The 16,982-nt window shown below is 69.9% G+C and carries 15 protein-coding genes; 5 read left to right on the top strand and 10 right to left on the bottom strand.

Annotated features, from left to right (window positions below; genetic code table 11):
• Positions 1-20 precede the first annotated feature (20 nt).
• The 4 genes from ABDW59_RS04865 to ABDW59_RS04850 all read right to left on the bottom strand — a co-directional run bounded on the left by ABDW59_RS04865 (position 21) and on the right by ABDW59_RS04850 (position 5,113).
• A complete protein-coding gene (locus tag ABDW59_RS04865; protein ID WP_343628374.1) occupies positions 21-785 on the bottom strand; it encodes a hypothetical protein in 765 nt (254 codons plus the stop codon).
• Between the two features lie 100 nt (positions 786-885).
• Positions 886-1,698, bottom strand: coding sequence for a hypothetical protein (locus tag ABDW59_RS04860; RefSeq protein ID WP_343628373.1), 813 nt, complete (start codon positions 1,696-1,698; stop codon positions 886-888).
• Between the two features lie 197 nt (positions 1,699-1,895).
• Complete coding sequence (locus ABDW59_RS04855; protein ID WP_343628371.1) at positions 1,896-4,577, bottom strand: serine/threonine-protein kinase; 2,682 nt, start codon at positions 4,575-4,577, stop codon at positions 1,896-1,898.
• The gene (locus ABDW59_RS04850; RefSeq protein WP_343628370.1) at positions 4,574-5,113 is read right to left on the bottom strand and encodes an ECF-type sigma factor; all 540 of its coding nucleotides are present in this window, start codon (positions 5,111-5,113) and stop codon (positions 4,574-4,576) included. The genes ABDW59_RS04855 and ABDW59_RS04850 overlap by 4 nt, the downstream gene beginning before the upstream one ends.
• Before the next feature lie 276 nt (positions 5,114-5,389).
• Here ABDW59_RS04850 and ABDW59_RS04845 point away from each other — a divergent pair, with 276 nt between their 5' ends.
• Both ABDW59_RS04845 and ABDW59_RS04840 read left to right on the top strand, forming a co-directional pair.
• Complete coding sequence (locus ABDW59_RS04845) at positions 5,390-6,154, top strand: exodeoxyribonuclease III (RefSeq protein WP_343628369.1); 765 nt, start codon at positions 5,390-5,392, stop codon at positions 6,152-6,154.
• Between the two features lie 152 nt (positions 6,155-6,306).
• A complete protein-coding gene (locus tag ABDW59_RS04840; protein ID WP_343628368.1) occupies positions 6,307-7,770 on the top strand; it encodes a methyl-accepting chemotaxis protein in 1,464 nt (487 codons plus the stop codon).
• A 30-nt stretch (positions 7,771-7,800) separates the two neighbouring features.
• Here the strand turns inward: ABDW59_RS04840 and ABDW59_RS04835 are convergent, their stop codons facing one another.
• Positions 7,801-8,340, bottom strand: coding sequence for a MarR family winged helix-turn-helix transcriptional regulator (locus tag ABDW59_RS04835; protein WP_343628367.1), 540 nt, complete (start codon positions 8,338-8,340; stop codon positions 7,801-7,803).
• Between the two features lie 83 nt (positions 8,341-8,423).
• Between ABDW59_RS04835 and ABDW59_RS04830 the strand changes: the two genes are divergently transcribed.
• Entirely contained in the window at positions 8,424-9,026 is a 603-nt protein-coding gene (locus ABDW59_RS04830) for a PaaI family thioesterase (RefSeq protein WP_343628366.1), read from the top strand.
• Here the strand turns inward: ABDW59_RS04830 and ABDW59_RS04825 are convergent, their stop codons facing one another.
• Both ABDW59_RS04825 and edd read right to left on the bottom strand, forming a co-directional pair.
• A complete protein-coding gene (locus ABDW59_RS04825; RefSeq protein ID WP_343628364.1) occupies positions 9,027-9,659 on the bottom strand; it encodes a bifunctional 4-hydroxy-2-oxoglutarate aldolase/2-dehydro-3-deoxy-phosphogluconate aldolase in 633 nt (210 codons plus the stop codon). It lies immediately after the preceding gene.
• A gap of 86 nt (positions 9,660-9,745) precedes the next feature.
• Positions 9,746-11,566, bottom strand: a complete 1,821-nt coding sequence (gene edd, locus ABDW59_RS04820) for a phosphogluconate dehydratase (RefSeq protein ID WP_343628363.1) — start codon at positions 11,564-11,566, stop codon at positions 9,746-9,748.
• 265 nt (positions 11,567-11,831) lie between these two features.
• On the opposite strand from edd, the gene ABDW59_RS04815 reads away from it, so the two are divergent.
• A complete protein-coding gene (locus ABDW59_RS04815; RefSeq protein ID WP_343628362.1) occupies positions 11,832-12,464 on the top strand; it encodes a gamma-glutamylcyclotransferase in 633 nt (210 codons plus the stop codon).
• A 24-nt stretch (positions 12,465-12,488) separates the two neighbouring features.
• Here the strand turns inward: ABDW59_RS04815 and ABDW59_RS04810 are convergent, their stop codons facing one another.
• A complete protein-coding gene (locus ABDW59_RS04810) occupies positions 12,489-13,133 on the bottom strand; it encodes a nucleotidyltransferase family protein (RefSeq protein WP_343628361.1) in 645 nt (214 codons plus the stop codon).
• Between the two features lie 153 nt (positions 13,134-13,286).
• Here ABDW59_RS04810 and pdxH point away from each other — a divergent pair, with 153 nt between their 5' ends.
• The gene (gene pdxH / locus ABDW59_RS04805) at positions 13,287-13,922 is read left to right on the top strand and encodes a pyridoxamine 5'-phosphate oxidase (protein ID WP_343628360.1); all 636 of its coding nucleotides are present in this window, start codon (positions 13,287-13,289) and stop codon (positions 13,920-13,922) included.
• A 199-nt stretch (positions 13,923-14,121) separates the two neighbouring features.
• On the opposite strand, the gene ABDW59_RS04800 is transcribed toward pdxH, so the two are convergent.
• Both ABDW59_RS04800 and ABDW59_RS04795 read right to left on the bottom strand, forming a co-directional pair.
• A complete protein-coding gene (locus ABDW59_RS04800) occupies positions 14,122-16,290 on the bottom strand; it encodes a TonB-dependent receptor (protein ID WP_343628359.1) in 2,169 nt (722 codons plus the stop codon).
• Positions 16,291-16,521: 231 nt separating this feature from the next.
• A complete protein-coding gene (locus tag ABDW59_RS04795) occupies positions 16,522-16,959 on the bottom strand; it encodes a hypothetical protein (RefSeq protein WP_343628358.1) in 438 nt (145 codons plus the stop codon).
• Positions 16,960-16,982: the final 23 nt, after the last annotated feature.

Here is a 16,982-nt window from a genome sequence, read left to right as displayed (position 1 = left end):
CGTGTGCGGGAGGCGCGCGCTCACAGCGCCGTGGTCGCCAGGACCTTGCCCTGCTTGTCCAGCAGTTCCAGCTTCACCGGCTGCGAGCGCAAGGTCTTGCTGTTGAGATCGGCGTCCTGCACGAAAGCGTAGACCCGCAGGCGCAGTGCGCCGTACTTGCCGACCTTGTCCTCGATCGCGCGGGCCGCCGCTTCGTCGGCCACGGGAATGCCGCGCACCCGCTCATCGCCGTTGAAGCTGATCTTGTAGAAGGCGTTGTCGTTGTAGTAGAAGTTGCTCTCGCCCTTCCAGAACGGCGGCTTCACCGGAAAGCGCTTGCGCTCGAAGTCGTAGTGGTCAACGACGTCGTTGTCCGCCTCCCAGATCACGTAGCGATGGCCGCCCGCCGCGGCGATCTCCGACTGCACGCGCGGCGCGAGCACCTTCAGGATGTCCTGGCGCTTGAAGGAATCGTTGGTCGCGCGGTAGTCCTGCGAGAGTCGCTCGGCGATCTGTTCCATGTCGGGCGGCATGCCGGACACCGCGTAGAACAGGTACATCAGCTGGTTGCCGGAGTCGATGGCGCGGTAAGCGTCGACCGGCGTGGCCGCGTCGGCCTTGGGCAGCGCGGCCACGCGCTTGTCCTCCGCGGCCTTGGCCAGCGCGGCGGGATCTTGCGCGGCGGCCAGGCTCGGCGCCTGCGCGCCGGGCGTCGTCGCGGCGTCCTGCTTGCCGCAAGCGGTCAGCAGGCCCAGGCACAAGGTGGCGCCAAGAGTCAGCGCAAGAAGGGCGGGACGTTGAGTCATGAAGAATCTCCTGAAGGGAATTGGGGACGCGTGATCAGCGTGATCAGCGTGATCAGCGCAATCGCTGTGATCGGCTTGATGGGTGTGGTCGGCGCGGGCCTCAGCGGCGCAGCCGGATAGCGGCGAAGACCGTCAGCACGACGGCGGCCGCGAGCGACAGGTAAAGCCCGAAGCCCAGGCTGATGGACTGGAAGATCTGAGCTTGCAGTTCACCGCCGAGGTCGCGCATCGCGCGGCCCGTCTGGGCGTTGCCCAGGCCGCCGAGCTGCTGCTGAAGCGCCGTCGCGGCGCTGTGGATGCCGACGTACAGGCGCACGCCCTGCAGCAGCAGGAAGACCAGCGGCGCGGCCAGGCCCAGGCTCGCTCGGCGGTCGCGCCAGACCAGAGGCAACAGCGGGGCGGCGGCGCAGATCAGCGCCAGCAGGCTCCACAGGCCGAAGCCGCCCTGGTGGTACTGCATGGCCTCCAGCGCGTTGCCGGCGGACAGCATCTTGACCATGTCCCAGAACGAGTAGGCCGCGACCTGGTTGGCGAAGAGTCGCACGCCGACCCAGTCGAAGACCCACCAGCCCAGCCAGAGCGCGACCAGCGCGCCCAGCGGGACCACACCGAACTCCGCCACCGCGCGGCCCAGCAACTGCCGGCCGCCGGCACTGAGTCGATCGGCGGCCTGGCCGGCCATCTCGCGCGCGATCTGCGCCTCGTCGACGAGGCTCACGCGCGCCAGCTGATCGCCGTCGAGTTGGACGTCCACGCGCGCGCCGGTGACCGGCGGTCGGTCGGAGCGCCAGTGCTGCTCCAGCGTGAACGGGTACTGCCGGCCGCCGACGCTGAGCAGCCCCGGCCCGGACTGGGTGTCACGGAGGATGGTGCCGCGCAGCGGGGCGCCGGCGGTCGGATTCACGGTCGTCATGGAAGGCTCCTGGTGAGGCTGGGATCAGGGATCCGGGAGCCGCGCTCCCGTCCCCTGCCCTCCTTCACGAGAAACCGCGCCGCCAAGCGCCATCGCCCGCCAAAGATTTCCATCGACCGGGCGATCGTCGCCCGATCACCTCGATCAACCCGATCAACCCGATCACCCGGTCGAGCCCATCACCCGATGGAGCCTGATCAGCTCCCCGGTCCGTCCAGCAGCTGCAGGTACTCCGCGTAGTAGCGGGCACCGCCCGCCTGCTCCAGCGTCTGCCGGAACCGGGCAAGCGCCTGGGTGTCCGCGGCGCTCATCGCCTGCGCCTGACGCAGATGCGACCAGGCCTGCGCCGTCCAGGTCAGCGTCGACGGATCGCCGCGCTGGATGCAGTCGCGCCAGGCCGCCAGCGCCGCCTCACGGTCGCCACGGAGCATGGCCAACTCGCCCAGGCGCAGGCTGATCACCGCCTGCCGCTGCGGGAGTCGCGCGAAGGCCTGACGAGCCACGCCAATGCCCTGTTCCAACAGCGCCTGCGCCTTGCCGAGCGCGCCCTCGTGCATCGCCGAGGCTGCGCAGGCCTGCTGGATGCGGATGTCCAAGGCGGCCTGCGGCGTGTGCACGTCCTGACCCCAGGGCGCGCAGGCCTCGCGCAGCGCAGCCCAGTCGCCGCCGCGCTGGGCGAGCTCCATCGTCGTCGCGGCGACCGTCACCGTGAACGCGAGCTGCGCGCGATTCGCCGGCAGCGCGGTGATGCGCTGCGCCTCGCGCAGATGCTGCAAGGCCTCGTCGCGCCTGCCGCTCGCGAAGAGCACCATCGACAGCACCGCCTCGCCGCGCGCGAGCAGGACCACGTCCCGCCCCATCGCCCGGCGCAAGCCGCCCAGCGCATGGCGCAGCATCCGTTCGGCCTCGGCCGGTCGCAGCGTCTGCGCCGCGAGCGCCCCCGCCTGATCCTCCGACGCGGCGGTCTTCCAGTCGTCCGGCCCCCACTGCCGCGCATTCGCCTTCCACCCCGACAGCCCGGCCTGGAAGGCCTGCTCCATCTCGCCGCGCCCCAGGTGCGCGACCAGCAGCTGCTCGTAGACGGTGCCCAGCGGCGTCGGCCCGGACAGCGGCTCCAGCAAGGCGGCCGCCTGCCGCAGGTGATCCAGATCCACGTTCTCGGCCGGATGCAGTCGAGCGCCGAAGCCGCCCACCGCCATGTGCGCGCGCGCCAGCCGCAGCGGGTCGCGCTCCCCGCGTGCCTCATAAATGGAGAGCGCCTCGCGCGCCTTCTCGAAGCCGACCGCGTACTGCCCCGTCGCCTCCCAGCCGTCGCGCTGACCGAGCAAGGCGTCGGCATAGCGGACGCTGTCGACGCCATAGACCTTCCTGGCCATCTCCACCCGCTCGGCGGAGAGCTTCTGCGAGGTCGGCGCCAGCCCGAGCTGCTGCGTCAGCGTGCCCAGGTCGGCCAGCAGTCGCTCGCGGACCTGCGGCTGGTCCTGCAGGCTGTCCAGCACCTGCTCGGCGCCGCGCTCGATCAGCTTGCCCACGGGCATGTCGCGCTCGCGGGTATCGGGCTGAGGCGAGCGGCGCGGATTGAACAGCCCGACGACGAAGTCGTACATGGCCTGAGCGCGCTGCGCCTCCTGGCGCGCCTGGTCGGCGGCGTGCCAAGCCCAGGCGGTCACGCCGATCAGTCCGGCCGCGGCCAGCGCGCTGGCGCTCACGCCGATCCGGTGGCGACGCACAAAGCGCCCGGCGACATAGCGCCACGACGGCCCGCGCGCCAGCACCGGCACGCCGGCCAGATGGCGGCGCAGATCGGCGGCCAGCGCATCCACCGTCGCATAGCGCTGCGCGGGCTCCTTGGCCATCGCCTTCAGCACGATGGTGTCGAGGTCGCCCCGCAGCGCGCGCCGCGCCGACGGATCCTGCGCGCCCTGGGAGGGCGGCGGCGGCTGGAACTCGAGGATGGCCTGCTCCAGCGCGTGGCGATGGCGGGTGTCGGCCGCGGCATAGGGGCTGACGCCCGCCAGCAGCCGATAGGCCAGCACGCCCAGCGCATAGACGTCCGATGCGATGCCCGGCTCCTCGCCGCGGACCTGCTCGGGCGAGGCGTACTCCGGCGTCATCGGCCGCTGCCCCACCTGCGTGAGCGCCGCATGATCCGTCGCGCCGGTATCGAGCAGCCGCGCGATGCCGAAGTCGAGCAAGCGCACCTGGCCGTCGGACTGCACCAGCACGTTGCCGGGCTTGATGTCGCGATGGATGACCAGTCGCCCATGCGCGTACTGGAGCGCGTCGCAGATCTGGAGCAGCAGGGTCAGGCGTTGCTCCACGGTGGCCGAGCGGCTCTCGCACCAGGCCAAAAGGTCCTGGCCGTCGACGCGCTCCATCGCCAGCCAGGGCAGTCCCTCGGGCGTCACGCCCGCGTCGAACAGGCGCGCGATCCCGGGATGGCCGAGCCGGGCCAGGACGTCCCGCTCGCGCCGGAAGCGGTCGGCCAGATGCGGGGTCGGGCTGTGGGGCAGCTTGAGCGCGACCTCGCGCTGGAACTCGCCTTGCGCCGGTCGCGCCAACCACACGCTGGCCATGCCGCCGCGGCCCAGCTCGAGCTCCAGTCGCCACGGGCCGATGAGCTGGCCCGCGTGCCAGTCTTCGCTGACGGCCCCGGCCGCCGCTGTCGTACCCATCGGCAGACTGGCCGCGCGCTCGAGAAAGCCGGCGGCCTGCACCGACGCGGCGGTGCGCAGCAGTTGCTCGATAGCGGGACGCAAGGCCCGCTGTTCAGGCGCAAGCCGATCCAGGAAGGCGCTGCGCTGGTCGTCGGGCAGCTCCAGGACCTGGTCGAGCAGCGGCTCGATGTCGGACCAGTGCTTGAGCAGGAGATCGTTCATGGGGTCAGCAGGGTCCACAGAAGCGCACGGGCCTTGGCCCAGTCGCGTTGCACGGTGCGGCGGGCGACGCCGAGCAGCTGGGCGCACTCTTCCTCCTCCAGCCCGGCGAAGTAGCGCAGCTCGACCAGCCGGGCGAGCCGGGGATCGCTGCGCTCGAGGTCTTCCAGCGCCTGATGGACGGCAAGGTACTCGTCATCGCGATGGGCCAGCGTGGGCAGCTCGCCGATGTCGACGTGGGGCGCCAGGCCGCCGTGGATCTCCGTCTGCCTGGCGCGGGCGTAGTCGACGACGATGGAGCGCATCGCCGAGGCGGCGTAGGCCATGAAGTGCTCGCGGCCCATGCCGGCCCAATCGTCGCGGCGCGAGAGCTTGAACCAGCTCTCATGGACCAGCGCGGTCGTGTCGAGCAGCGTCATCGGGCCGTTGCGCCGGATGCGTTGGCGCGCCATCTGCTTGAGCTGGCGGTAGAGCTCCTTGCTGAGCGCGGGATCCAGGCGCGGATCCTCGCGGACATCCTCGTTCGGTGGTGCTGACATGGCGCTCCCTCGTCCTGTCCGTCGGTCTTGGTTCTTGTCGTCGTTCCTGTCGGGTCGATCGGACCGCCTCCGCGATTCCTCTCGACCCGTCGTCCGGCATCTCCGGCCGGCGCGTTGGGCGGGCATAGTGCCGCAGCCGCGCCCGGCCCGCCACCACCCGCAGGTAGGAGGGGCCGCGCGCGTCAATGAAGAACCGGTGCCATCAGCGACGCATTCCTGGGGCGGAGCCGTGAATGGATAGGATGGGCCCCTGTTAATCAATAGGTTATACGATCAATGAAGTTCGCCACCTGGAACGTCAACTCCCTGGCCGTGCGCCTGCCGCAGCTGCTCGACTGGCTGCAGGCCAACCCTGTCGACGCGCTGGTGCTGCAGGAGACCAAGCTCACCGACGACAAGTTCCCGACCATGGAGATCGCCGACGCCGGCTATCAGGTCCAATGGTTCGGGCAAAAGACCTACAACGGCGTGGCGCTGCTGAGCCGCACGCCGGCCAAGGACGTCGTCAAGAACATCACCGGCTACGCGGATGAACAGGCGCGGGTGATCGCCGGCACCGTCGGCGGCGTGCGCGTGATCGGGGCCTACTTCCCCAACGGCCAAGCGCTGGACAGCGACAAGTTCGTCTACAAGATGGCCTGGCTGGACGGCCTGCGCGCCTGGCTCGCCACCGAGCTGCAGCAGCACGAGAAGCTGGTGCTGATGGGCGACTTCAACATCGCCCCCGAGGACCGGGACTGCTATGACCCGGCCGCCTTCGTCGGTCAGACGCACACCTCGCCCCAGGAACGCGCGCACTTCCAGGCGCTGCTCGACCTGGGCCTGACCGACGCCTACCGGATGTTCGAGCAGCCCCCGAAGAGCTACAGCTGGTGGGATTACCGGATGCTGGGCTTCCAGAAGAACAAGGGCCTGCGCATCGATCACATCCTGGTGAGCGACGCGCTGAAGTCCCGCGTCACCGCCTGCACCATCGACCGCCAGATGCGCAAGCTGCCCAAGCCCAGCGACCACGCGCCGGTCATCGTCACCCTGGATTGAGCGTCCTGCGCCCATCGGCATTCCTTCACGCCGCGCCTACCGACTACAGGGTGAACCCGCAATGACTTGATATTGCTCAAGTTGTGGTGGAACTGACTCATAGATGCTGCGTCTTGATCCAAGTCAAGAGCTGCCGTACAGGGAATGCATCAATGAGAACGAATCTGCCGGTCACGCAACGCGAGTTCCCCTTGCCCGAGGGTCGGGCGCTGGTGTCGACCACCGACCTCAAGGGCCGCATCCTGCATTGCAACGAGGCCTTCGTGGCGGTCAGCGGCTTCGTCCGCGAAGAGCTCATCGGCAAGGCCCACAACCTGATCCGGCACCCCGACATGCCGGAAGAGGCCTTCCGCGATCTGTGGGCGACGATCCAAAGCGGCCGCCCCTGGTCGGGCGTGGTCAAGAACCGCCGCAAGGACGGCGACCATTACTGGGTCATGGCCAACGTCACTCCGCTGCTGCAGGGAGACGTGCCGGTGGCCTATCTCTCGGTCCGCACCGCGCCCTCGCGCGAGCAGGTGCGCGAGGCCGAGGCCCTCTACGCCCGGATCAAGAGCGCCGAACGCGACGGCACCCGGGGCCCGCGCCTGGACAGCGGCCGGCCGCGCGCGGCGCTGTGGCAACGCGTGCTGAGCGGGCTCGGCGCGGTGCTGCGGCCGGGCCGGCATCGCGCCGCGCTGCGGCAGAGCCAGCGCGTGGCTTACCGGCTGGCGGCGGGCGACCTCAGCGGACCGCGTGACGGTCAAGGCGGTCGGACAGGGCCAGGGGACGCGCGCGGCGCGGCCGGCGGTCAAGGGCAGACCGTGGCGCTGGAAGGCGCGCTCAGCCAGCTGCGCGTGAATCTGCGCGCGCTGGTCTCGGACACCCAGCACGAGCTGACGCAGATGGAGGCGGTCGCCGCGACCATCGCGCAGGGGAATCACGACCTGGCGCAGCGCACCGAGTCGCAGACAGCCAGTCTGGAGCAGACCACCGGCAGCATGGCGCGCATCACCGACGAGGTCCGTGGCAACCGCGACACGGCGCACCGCGCCCGCGAGGTGGCCGCCGAGCTCGGCGCCGCCGCGCGGCGCAGCGACGGCAACGTGCGCTCGGTCAACGACACCATGCAGGCGATCGCGCAAGCCTCCGCCCGCATCGGCGAGATCACCCACCTCATCGAGGGCATCGCCTTCCAGACGAATCTGCTGGCGCTCAATGCGGCGGTGGAGGCGGCGCGGGCGGGGGAGCACGGACGCGGCTTCGCGGTCGTGGCTGGCGAGGTGCGCGCGCTGGCGCAGCGCAGCTCCGACGCCGCCCGCGAGATCAAGCAGCTCATCGCCGCCTCCGGCGAGAAGGTCGAGGCCGGCGCGAAACAGACCGACGAGGCGCGCCGCAGCATGGCGGACACGCTGGCCACGGTGGAGCGATTCGGCGGCGTCATCGAGGACATCGAGCGCAGCGCGCAGACGCAGCTCGAAGGGATCTCCGAGGTCTCCGGCGCCGTGAGGCATCTGGAAGGCATCACGCAGCAGAACGTCGCCCTGGTCGAGGATCTGGCGCGCTCGTCGGATCATCTGCGCGCGCAGACGCGCGAGGTCAGCGCCGCGCTGGGTGTCTTCAGGCTCGAAGCTTGAGACCGGAAGCGGCCTCGTTCGTAAAGCCGCTCAGGTGTCGAGGCCGTCGAGTTCGTCGACGTCCACATCGCCGCGCATCAGCGCGGAGCACTCGTCCAGCAGCGCATGCAGGCGCTGGACGCGCTCGTCGCCCAGCCGCTCATTGAGCGACAGTTGGGCGCGCTTCCAGGTGGCCTTCATCTGGCGGCGGCGCGCATGCCCTTCCTCCGTCGCCTGGATCTGCCGGCTGCGGGCGTCGGCGCCGGGGAGCATCTCCACCAACCCCAGGGTCAGCAGCGGCTGGATGTTGCGCGAGAGCGTGGACAGGTCCAGATCCATGCGCCGGGCGAGCTCGCTGGGCTGGATGGGCCCGAGCACGACGATGTGGGACAGCAACGCGTACTGCGTGGTCTTCAATCCGGTCTCGGCGAAATGGGCTTCGCAGTGGTTGGAGACCAGCCGGGTCAGCTGACGAAGCTTGAAGTTGGTACAGCCCTTGGGCGAGATCGGCTCGCCTTGCGAGGCCGGCGCGGACGGGCGCTCGCCGGCGGAAGACTTGGACGATGTGACCGTCGCGTTCATGGCGTTCATGGGTGTCGCCTCGCTGCTTGACAGGGAATGATTGTAGCTGCAACCATTGCAGGCACAAGCTTTCGACTTTCGATGGAGTTCAGATGAACGCAGCAGTCAACCCCACCACGACGGCCGAGTCCGACGCGATCCTGGCGCAATGGCTGGAGGAGGAGAAGCAGGTCCGGGCGAAGATCCGGCCCGATCACGGCGTGGCCACGATGGCGGAGATCGCCGGGCTGACGGGTCTGGAGCAGATGCAGGCGATGCTGGACGGGAAGCTCCCGCCGCCGCCGATCGCGCAGACCCTGGACTTCACGCTGCTGCGCGTGGCCAAGGGCGAGGTGATCTTCCAGGGCACGCCCAAGTTCCGGCACTACAACCCGATGGGCACGGTGCACGGCGGCTGGTACGCCACATTGCTGGATTCGGCGCTGGGCTGCGCGGTTCACACGACGATGGACCCGGGTCGGGGCTACACGACGCTGGAGCTGAAGATCAACCTGGTCCGCGCTCTGAATGAACGCGTGCCGGTCGTGCGCGCGATCGGGCGGGTCCGCCACGTGGGTCGCCAGATGGCGACGGCGGAAGCGGACCTGATCGGCCACGATGGGAAGCTCTATGCGCATGCCAGCACGACTTGCCTCGTGTTCGATCCGCCGAAGCGTTCAGGGATGCTGTGTGGCGAAGTCCCCCGAGAGGGGTGATCAGCCGCGCAGCGCGCTGGCCTCTTTAGCCAGCTGCGTGATCCGAACCCAGTCTCCGGCCTTGACGGCGTCGGCGGGCGTGAGCCACGAGCCGCCGCAGACCTTGACGTTCGGGAGCTTCAGGAAGTCCGGCGCGGTCTGCACGGTGATGCCGCCGGTGGGGCAGAACGCGACATCCGCGAAGGGGCCGGCGAGTGCCTTGAGCAGGTTGGCCCCGCCCACCGCCGTGGCGGGGAATAGCTTCAGGAAGCGGTAACCGGCATCGGCGGCCATCATGACCTCGCTGGCGGTGGAGACGCCCGGCAGCAGGGGCAGGTCTTGCGCTTCGCAGGCCTTGGCCAGTTCCAGCGTGAAGCCGGGACTGACGGCGAACCGGCTGCCGGCCTGCTTGGCGGCGACAGCGTCCGCCGCCGTGCGCAGCGTGCCGGCGCCGACGATGGCCTCCGGCACCTCCTTGGCGATGGCCGCGATCGCCTCGAGCGCCACCGGCGTGCGCAGCGTCACCTCCAGCACCTTCACGCCGCCGGCGACCAGCGCGCGCGCCAGCGGCACCGCGTCCTCGACGCGATCGATGACGATGACGGGGATGACGGGGCCATGGTCGGCCAGGCTCAGGGTATCCAGCTTGCTCATTCGAGGTTCCTCAAAGTCGATTCAATGGGGCGGCATCGAGCCCGCGACGCGGCGTTCAGAAGCGCCGCGAGGTCGATGTCCAGAGCTCACAGCCAGGAGATGGCGCCCTCTTCCGCCGAGGTCACATTGCGGCGCATGCCCGCGAACAGTTCGCGGCCCAGTCCGGCGCCGTTCTCGAGCACCGCGTCATCGGTGATCAACGCCAGCCCGCGCGCATCCCATTCGGCCGCCGGCACCAGCGCGGAGAGCTCTCCGCTGTTGGCGCACACGCGCACCAGGTCGCCGTCGCGCAGCTTGGCCAGCGGTCCGCCGGACAGCGCCTCGGGGCTGACGTGGATGGCGGCGGGCACCTTGCCCGACGCGCCGCTCATGCGCCCGTCGGTCACCAGCGCGACCTTGAAGCCCTTGCCTTGCAGCACCGCCAGCGGCGGCGTCAGCTTGTGCAGCTCCGGCATGCCGTTGGCCTGCGGTCCCTGGAAGCGCACGACGACCACGACGTCCCGCTCCAGCTCACCGGCCTTGAAGGCGGCCTGCATGGCCTCCTGGCTGTCGAAGATGCGCGCCGGCGCTTCGACGGTGTGGCGGTCCTCCGGCACGGCGGAGACCTTGATCACCGCGCGGCCAAGGTTGCCCGCCAGCAGCTTCAATCCGCCGGTCGGGGAGAACGGCGCGGCGGCCGTGCGCACGACCGATTCGTCGCGGCTCGCGGCCGGCAAGTCGGACCAGGCGACCGAGCCGTCCTCGGCGCGGCGCGGCAGTCGCGCGAAGGCGCTCAGGCCCTGGCCGGCAACCGAGGTCAGCACGTCACCATGCATCAGCCCCGCGCCCAGCAGCTCGCGGATCACGAAGCCGGGGCCGCCGGCCTCCTGGAACTGGTTCACGTCGGCGCTGCCGTTCGGATAGACGCGCGACAGCAGCGGCACCACGCCGGACAGGTCCGAGAAATCGCCCCAGTCGATCAGGATGCCCGCCGAGCGCGCCACCGCGACCCAGTGGATCAGGTGGTTCGTGGAGCCGCCGGTGGCCAGCAGCGCGGCCATCGCGTTGACGATGGTGCGTTCGTCGACCATGCGGCCGATCGGCGTGTAGTCGCGCTGCGGAATGATCTTCAGCGCCTGGCGCACGGCCTCGCGGGTCAGCGCTTCGCGCAGCCCGTCATGCGGATGGACGAAAGCGGCGCCCGGCACATGCAGGCCCATCGCCTCCAGCAGCATCTGATTGCTGTTGGCCGTGCCGTAGAAGGTGCAGGTGCCCGCGCCGTGATAGGCCTGGGACTCGGCCTTGAGCAGCTCGTCGCGACCGACCTTGCCTTGCGCATACAGCTCGCGCACCTTGGCCTTGTCGTTGTTGGACAGCCCGGAGCTCATCGGCCCCGCCGGCACGAACACGCAGGGCAGATGCCCGAAGTGCAGCGCGCCGATCAGCAGTCCGGGGACGATCTTGTCGCAGATGCCCAGCAGCAGCGCCGCGTCGAAGACGTCGTGGGACAGCGCCACCGCCGTGCCCATCGCGATGGTGTCGCGCGAGAACAGGCTGAGCTCCATGCCCGGCGTCCCTTGCGTCACGCCGTCGCACATGGCCGGCACGCCGCCCGCGACTTGCGCGGTCGCGCCGTGGCGGTGGACCTCGTCGCGGATGATGGCCGGGTAGCCCTCGTAGGGCTGATGCGCCGACAGCATGTCGTTGTAGGCCGTCACGATGCCCAGATGGGGGGCCTTCTCCGCCACGATGCGGAGCTTGTCGTTGGCCGGCATGGCCGCCACCGCGTGCGCGACGTTCGCGCAGCCCAGGCGCTGCACGCCGCGCTGGCGGCCCGCCATGCGCTCGATCAGGTCCAGATAGCGCTCGCGGGAAGCGGCGCTGCGCGCCTTGATGCGCGCGGTGACGTCGAGAAGCGTCTTGTTCATGCCGACTGCCGATGTAACTCGGCCAGGGTTTGATTGGTAACCATATTACACGCCCCGGAGGCGCGGCGCCCCTGTCGGGACCGCAAATCCAGGTACAACCGAGTTACAAGCGCATCCGTTTCCGGCGCCCGACGACACGCGGCACGACGCGTTCCCGCCCGGCCCCGCCGGCTCAGGCGACCCAGGCGGTCGATACCGCGCGAGTCTCTCGGCCAACCCGCCAGCCGCGCAACACGCCCGCCGCCCTGTGGCAGCATGCCAGCCCATGTCGATCGCCACGCCCGACCCCCTCGCCGACGCCCGCCTGGAAGACCTGCCCGCCCACAGCCGAGCGCTGCTCGCCGTCGCCGAGCGCCAATGGGACCGGGAGCACGGGCTCATGATGTTCGCCTATGGCTCGCTGATGTGGAACCCCGGTTTCGAGCCGGCGCAGACGCTGGTGGCCAAGGTCCAGGGCTATCACCGCGCGCTGCGGCTGCGCTCGCTGGTCAACCGAGGGAGCGCGGAGGAACCGGGGCTGGTGATGACGCTGTTGTCCGGTGGCAGCTGTCGCGGCCTGATGTACCGCGTCGCGCCCGAGGACAGCGAGGCCACCCTGCACCGCCTGTGGCTGCGCGAGATGGTGATCGGCACCTACGTGCCGCGCTGGCTGGACTGCCATTGCGCCGACGGCCTGGGCGTGCGCAAGGCGCTGGCCTTCACCTTGTCCCGGCGCAGCCCGGGCTGGGTAGGCGACATCGCCGACGACCGGCTGCTGCACATCCTGCGGCACGCGCACGGTCGCTACGGCACGACGCTGGACTATCTGCAGCGCGCCGTGACCTCGCTGCGGGAGCACGGCATCCACGATCGGGCGCTGGAACGCCAACTGGCGCTGGCGCGGAAGAACGGGCTTTGAGGCAGCGGCGCCTCCGGGTGCTTGTCAGCCGGAGGCCCGCAGTCCGGTCCCGGTCGGCCGGGGCTGGGTCGGATCGCCTTGCACCTGGCGCAGGTCCTCGAGGGTGTCGATGTCGACCAGCACGCCCGGATCGTCGACGTCGATGGCACGGGCCGGATAGCGCGCGAGCAGACGCCGCGCGCCCTCGTCGCCCTGGAGGGCGGCCAGCTCCGAGAACAGCTCCGCGCTGAAGCCCACCGGATGGCCGCGCCGGCCCTGGTACTGGGCGTAGGCGATGGGATCGGTCTCGAGCGCTTGCGCCACCGCCAGCAGCGTGCTGGCGCGCAGCATCGGCATGTCGGCCGGCAGGATCAGCCAGCCCGGCGCATCCCCCGTGGCGGCGACGCCGGCCGCGATGGAGTGGCCCATGCCCAGCGGCGCAGGACGGCCGAGGCGGTCCTGGTCGGGCAAGACCAGCATGTCGCGCGAGGCCACATGACGTCGGACCAAGGGCGCCAACGCGGACGAGGTGACGACCAGCAACGGCAGATCCGAGGCCATCGCCTGACGCAGCGTGTGCGCCAGCACGGTGTCGGTACCCAAGACCTGCTCCAGCTTGTGCCCCTCGCCGCGAAAGCGCTGTCCGCGCCCTGCCGCAAGCACGACGACGACGGGTCGTCGCTGATTCATGCGTACTTCCTTCTGGTGTGGTCCCGATCCCCCTGGGGCCGGCTTCTGGGGCGCGGCTTCGATGGGGCCAAGCATGCCTGCCCCGGCGCGAGGCCCGCACCCGGAGTTTCACGAGTGGGAGCTTTACTTAAGGATTCGCCCGATACTGCGGTGATGGACAAACTCTCCGACCTCCGCAAGAGCTACGAGCGCGACGAGCTCGACGAGCAACAAGCCGCGCCCGAGCCGCTGCGCCAGTTCCGCCTCTGGTTCCAGGAAGCCCTGGACGCCAAAGTCCCCGAGCCCAACGCGATGACGCTGGCCACGGTGGGTGCCGACGGGCGGCCGTCGACCCGGATCGTGCTGGTCAAGGACATCGAGGACCGGGGGCTGGTCTGGTACACGAATTACGACAGCCGCAAGGGACAGGAGCTGGCGCGGCATCCGTTTGCGGCCCTGCAGTTCCATTGGGTCGAGATGGAGCGGGTGGTGCGGATCGAGGGGCGCGTCGAGAAGGTGGATAGCGCGCAGTCGGATGCGTATTACCAGTCGCGGCCGCTGGATTCGCGGCTGGGGGCGTGGGCCTCGCCGCAGAGTCAGGTGATCTCGTCGCGCGCGGTGCTGGTGGCGAATGCGGCGAAGGCCGCGGCACAGCATGGGTTGAATCCGGCGCGACCGCCGCATTGGGGCGGGTTCCGGCTGGTGCCGGAGCGGTGGGAGTTCTGGCAGGGGCGCAAGTCGCGGCTGCATGACCGGTTGGTTTATCGGTTGGAGGATGGGGTGTGGATCAGAGAACGACTCGCCCCCTGAGCGCCTTGCCCCTCGCCCACGAAGTGGGAGAGGGGTTGGGGTGAGGGCCGGTGCGGGCAGCGAGCCCCATCGCTCAAGTCCTCGCTTCGACCAGCGCTCTGGGGTGCGACGGCCCTCACCCCAACCCCTCTCCCGCGCAGCGGGAGAGGGGCCCCAAGCGCAGCGGTGCTTCTCCTCCGCGAAACGGGCGAGAGGACCCTCAGAACCGCACTTGCATCCCCGCAAACACACTCCGCCCCGGCAACGGCGTCAGCTCCCGGATCGTCTGCACACTGCTCGCGCTGTAAGCCAGCTTGTTGGCCAGGTTATCCAGCTTCAAGTACCACATCGCATCCAGCCCGCCGAGCTCGAAATGGCGCGCGATGTGCAGCCGCAGCAATCCATAACCCGCCGTCGGCGTATCCAGCGCCGGCACCTTGTCCTGGCGCGCCGCGCCGATCACCGTGGCCTGCAGCAGCCAAGGTCCCTGCTCTGCCTGCAAGGACAGCGACACCCTGGCCGGCGCCAGTCGCGGCAGCGCCTCATGCGTGTCGAGGTTGGTCCCTCGCACCAGATCCAGCGTGGTGCCCAGCGTCAGATTCCAGCCCGCGACCGACGGCAGCGGCTGATGCCCTTCCAGCTCCACCCCGTGCATCCGTGCGCGCACGCCGCGATAGACGTACTCGGGGAAGGTCTCGACCCCACCGTCCTCGCCCGGCTGCGTGATGTCACGTCCGCTGGCGTCCAGCGCCAGATAGTTGGAGAAGCGCGTCTGATAGACCTGCAGGCTCCATTTGGACTCGCCCTGCTTCCAGTGCAGCCCCAGATCGACCGCCTTGGCGCGCTCCATCCGCAGGTTCTGATCACCGACCTCGTACGCGCCCGACGCGACGTGCACCCCGTTCGCGAAGAGCTCATAGAAGGTCGGCGCGCGCTGGCTGCTGCTCGCGCTGGCCGACAGGCTGAAGCCGCCGCCGACCTCGACCGCGCCGCTCAGCGAGAAGCTGTTCGGACTGAAGCGCTTGGTCACCGGCGCACCGAAACGTTCCTCGTCACCGCCGGTGGAAGCGATGGACACCTTCTCGCTACGCGCACCAGCCTGCAAGCTCCACGGACCGGACTTGAACTGCTCGATCAGGAACAACGCGTTGTTTCGCGTCGTCGTGTTGGGCACCAGCGCCTCCTCGCCGAGCGCGGAGAAATCGCTCAGCTCCCACTGCCAGCCCAGCACGCCCGACAGCGTGCCCGCGCCAGTCTGGATCGTGGCGTGCTGCGCCTCGATGCGGCTGTCCTTGCCGGTGGACTGGAAGACGGTGCCGACCTCGCCGCTGCCCTCCACTTCCTGATGCTTGTAGCGGCTGCTGGCAAATTGCCAGTTCACGCGCGCCAAGCCCGGCAACGGCTCGCGCCACTCGCCGGCGGTAGCGATGCGCTGGCGCTGCATCTGGATACGGACGTCGGGCTCGACGGTCACGCCGTACTCGTTGTGATAGTCCTCCACCGACACGCCGGCATAGCCCTGCGAGAACAGGAAGGAGCCGCCCACCGCTCCGCTGCGGCCGTGGCCCGCGGAGTTGCGGACATGGGTGCTGGCGCCGTCCTCGGTCTCGAAGCGCGGCACGCGCTGGTCGTCGGTGCGGCGGTCGGCGGCGTCCACATGCCAGGCGAATTGATTCGTGCCGCCGTCCAGCACCACCGCACCGCCGCGTTCCTTGGAGGCGCCGCCCAGGCGCACTTCCGCCGCGCCGTTCAGGCCGGGCTGGGCCAGGCACGGGATGCGGTTGTCGATGGCGTTGACCACGCCGCCGATCGCGTTGCCGCCGTACTGCAGCGCCGCGGCGCCGCGTAGCACCTCGATGCGGGTCAGCACCAGCGGGTCGATGGGCAGCGCGTGGTCGAAGCTCAGGCTGGAGGCGTCCACCGAGGCACCGGAGTTGCTCAGCATCCGCACCCGGTCGCCGTCGAGGCCGCGGATCGTCGGGCGGTTGCTGTTGGGACCGAAGTAGGTGGAGCTGACGCCGGACATGCCGTCCAGCGTGTCACCCAGGCTGGCGCCGCGCTTGAGCGTCAGCGCATCGCCGCTGAGCGTCTGGACCGGGGCGATGACCTCGCTCAGCTTCAGCGGGTTGCCGGTGACGACCACCGATTGCAGCTGCTGCTTGCGCTTGGCGCCGCCGCCCGAAGCGGTGCCGGCGTCGGCCGTAGCGCTCGCGTCTGACACGTCGGCGCCGCCGACGCCGGGTGCCTGCTGCGCCCAGGCAGTGCTCGAACCGAGGCTCAACGCCAGGCCGACCGCCTGGATCAGCAACGTGGTGCGGAAAGGCGCGGAGCCCGCGATGGAAACGAAGTTGGAATTGGAGTTGAAGCTGGAGTTGGAGTTGGAAGCCATGAACACACTCTCTGAGCGCCGCGTGCCGATCCACGATCGTCGATCCCCCGACGTCGGCCCTGGACCATCGAAGGTGCAAGGCCGGTCCGGATCGAACGGAGATCGCGGCGGCGCCGTCTGATTCTTTGGAAGTCCCATGGCGACGCGCAGCCAAGGCGCTCGGTCGCGGACCGTCACCGCGCACGCGGACGTGCGACCGGCTCGATCAAGGGACGAGAAGGACGGGAGGTGTCAAGCCAGCGGCGGCGCGCGGGCGGCCTTGCGCCATACCTGCGCCAGCGAGGCGTCGTGCGGCTGCGGTCCGCTGACCGGGAAGTCCGGCAGCAGCGCGGTCCAGGCGAGCGCCTGGACGGTGGGGCTCAGCGCCTGGCTGAGTTGGTCCAGCAGTTGGCAGTCGGCGCTGCCGGCCGCGTGACCGAAGGAGAGCTTGATCGCGTCGACGCTGGCCTCGGCGAGGTCCATGTCCAGCGCGCCGGCGTCCTGCGCCTCGGCCAGCTCGGCGCTCACCGCCGCGACAGCCATCGCGATCCGCACCGGCTGCGCGACCGCGCCGCCATGCATCGTCCGGTGCACCAGCCCCATGGCCTGGAAGCCCAGCACGCCGACCAGGCACAGCCACACCCACCAGCGTTGCTGGCGAGTGAGACGGGACGTGGCGGACCGGGTCATCGGATGAATTCGAGGGCGGGCAT

The sequence above is a fragment of the Roseateles sp. genome (genome assembly GCF_039595295.1).
Lineage (GTDB): Bacteria > Pseudomonadota > Gammaproteobacteria > Burkholderiales > Burkholderiaceae_C > Roseateles.
Note: the sequence above shows the minus strand (reverse complement) of the source record. Positions and strands in the feature narration are given on the sequence as shown.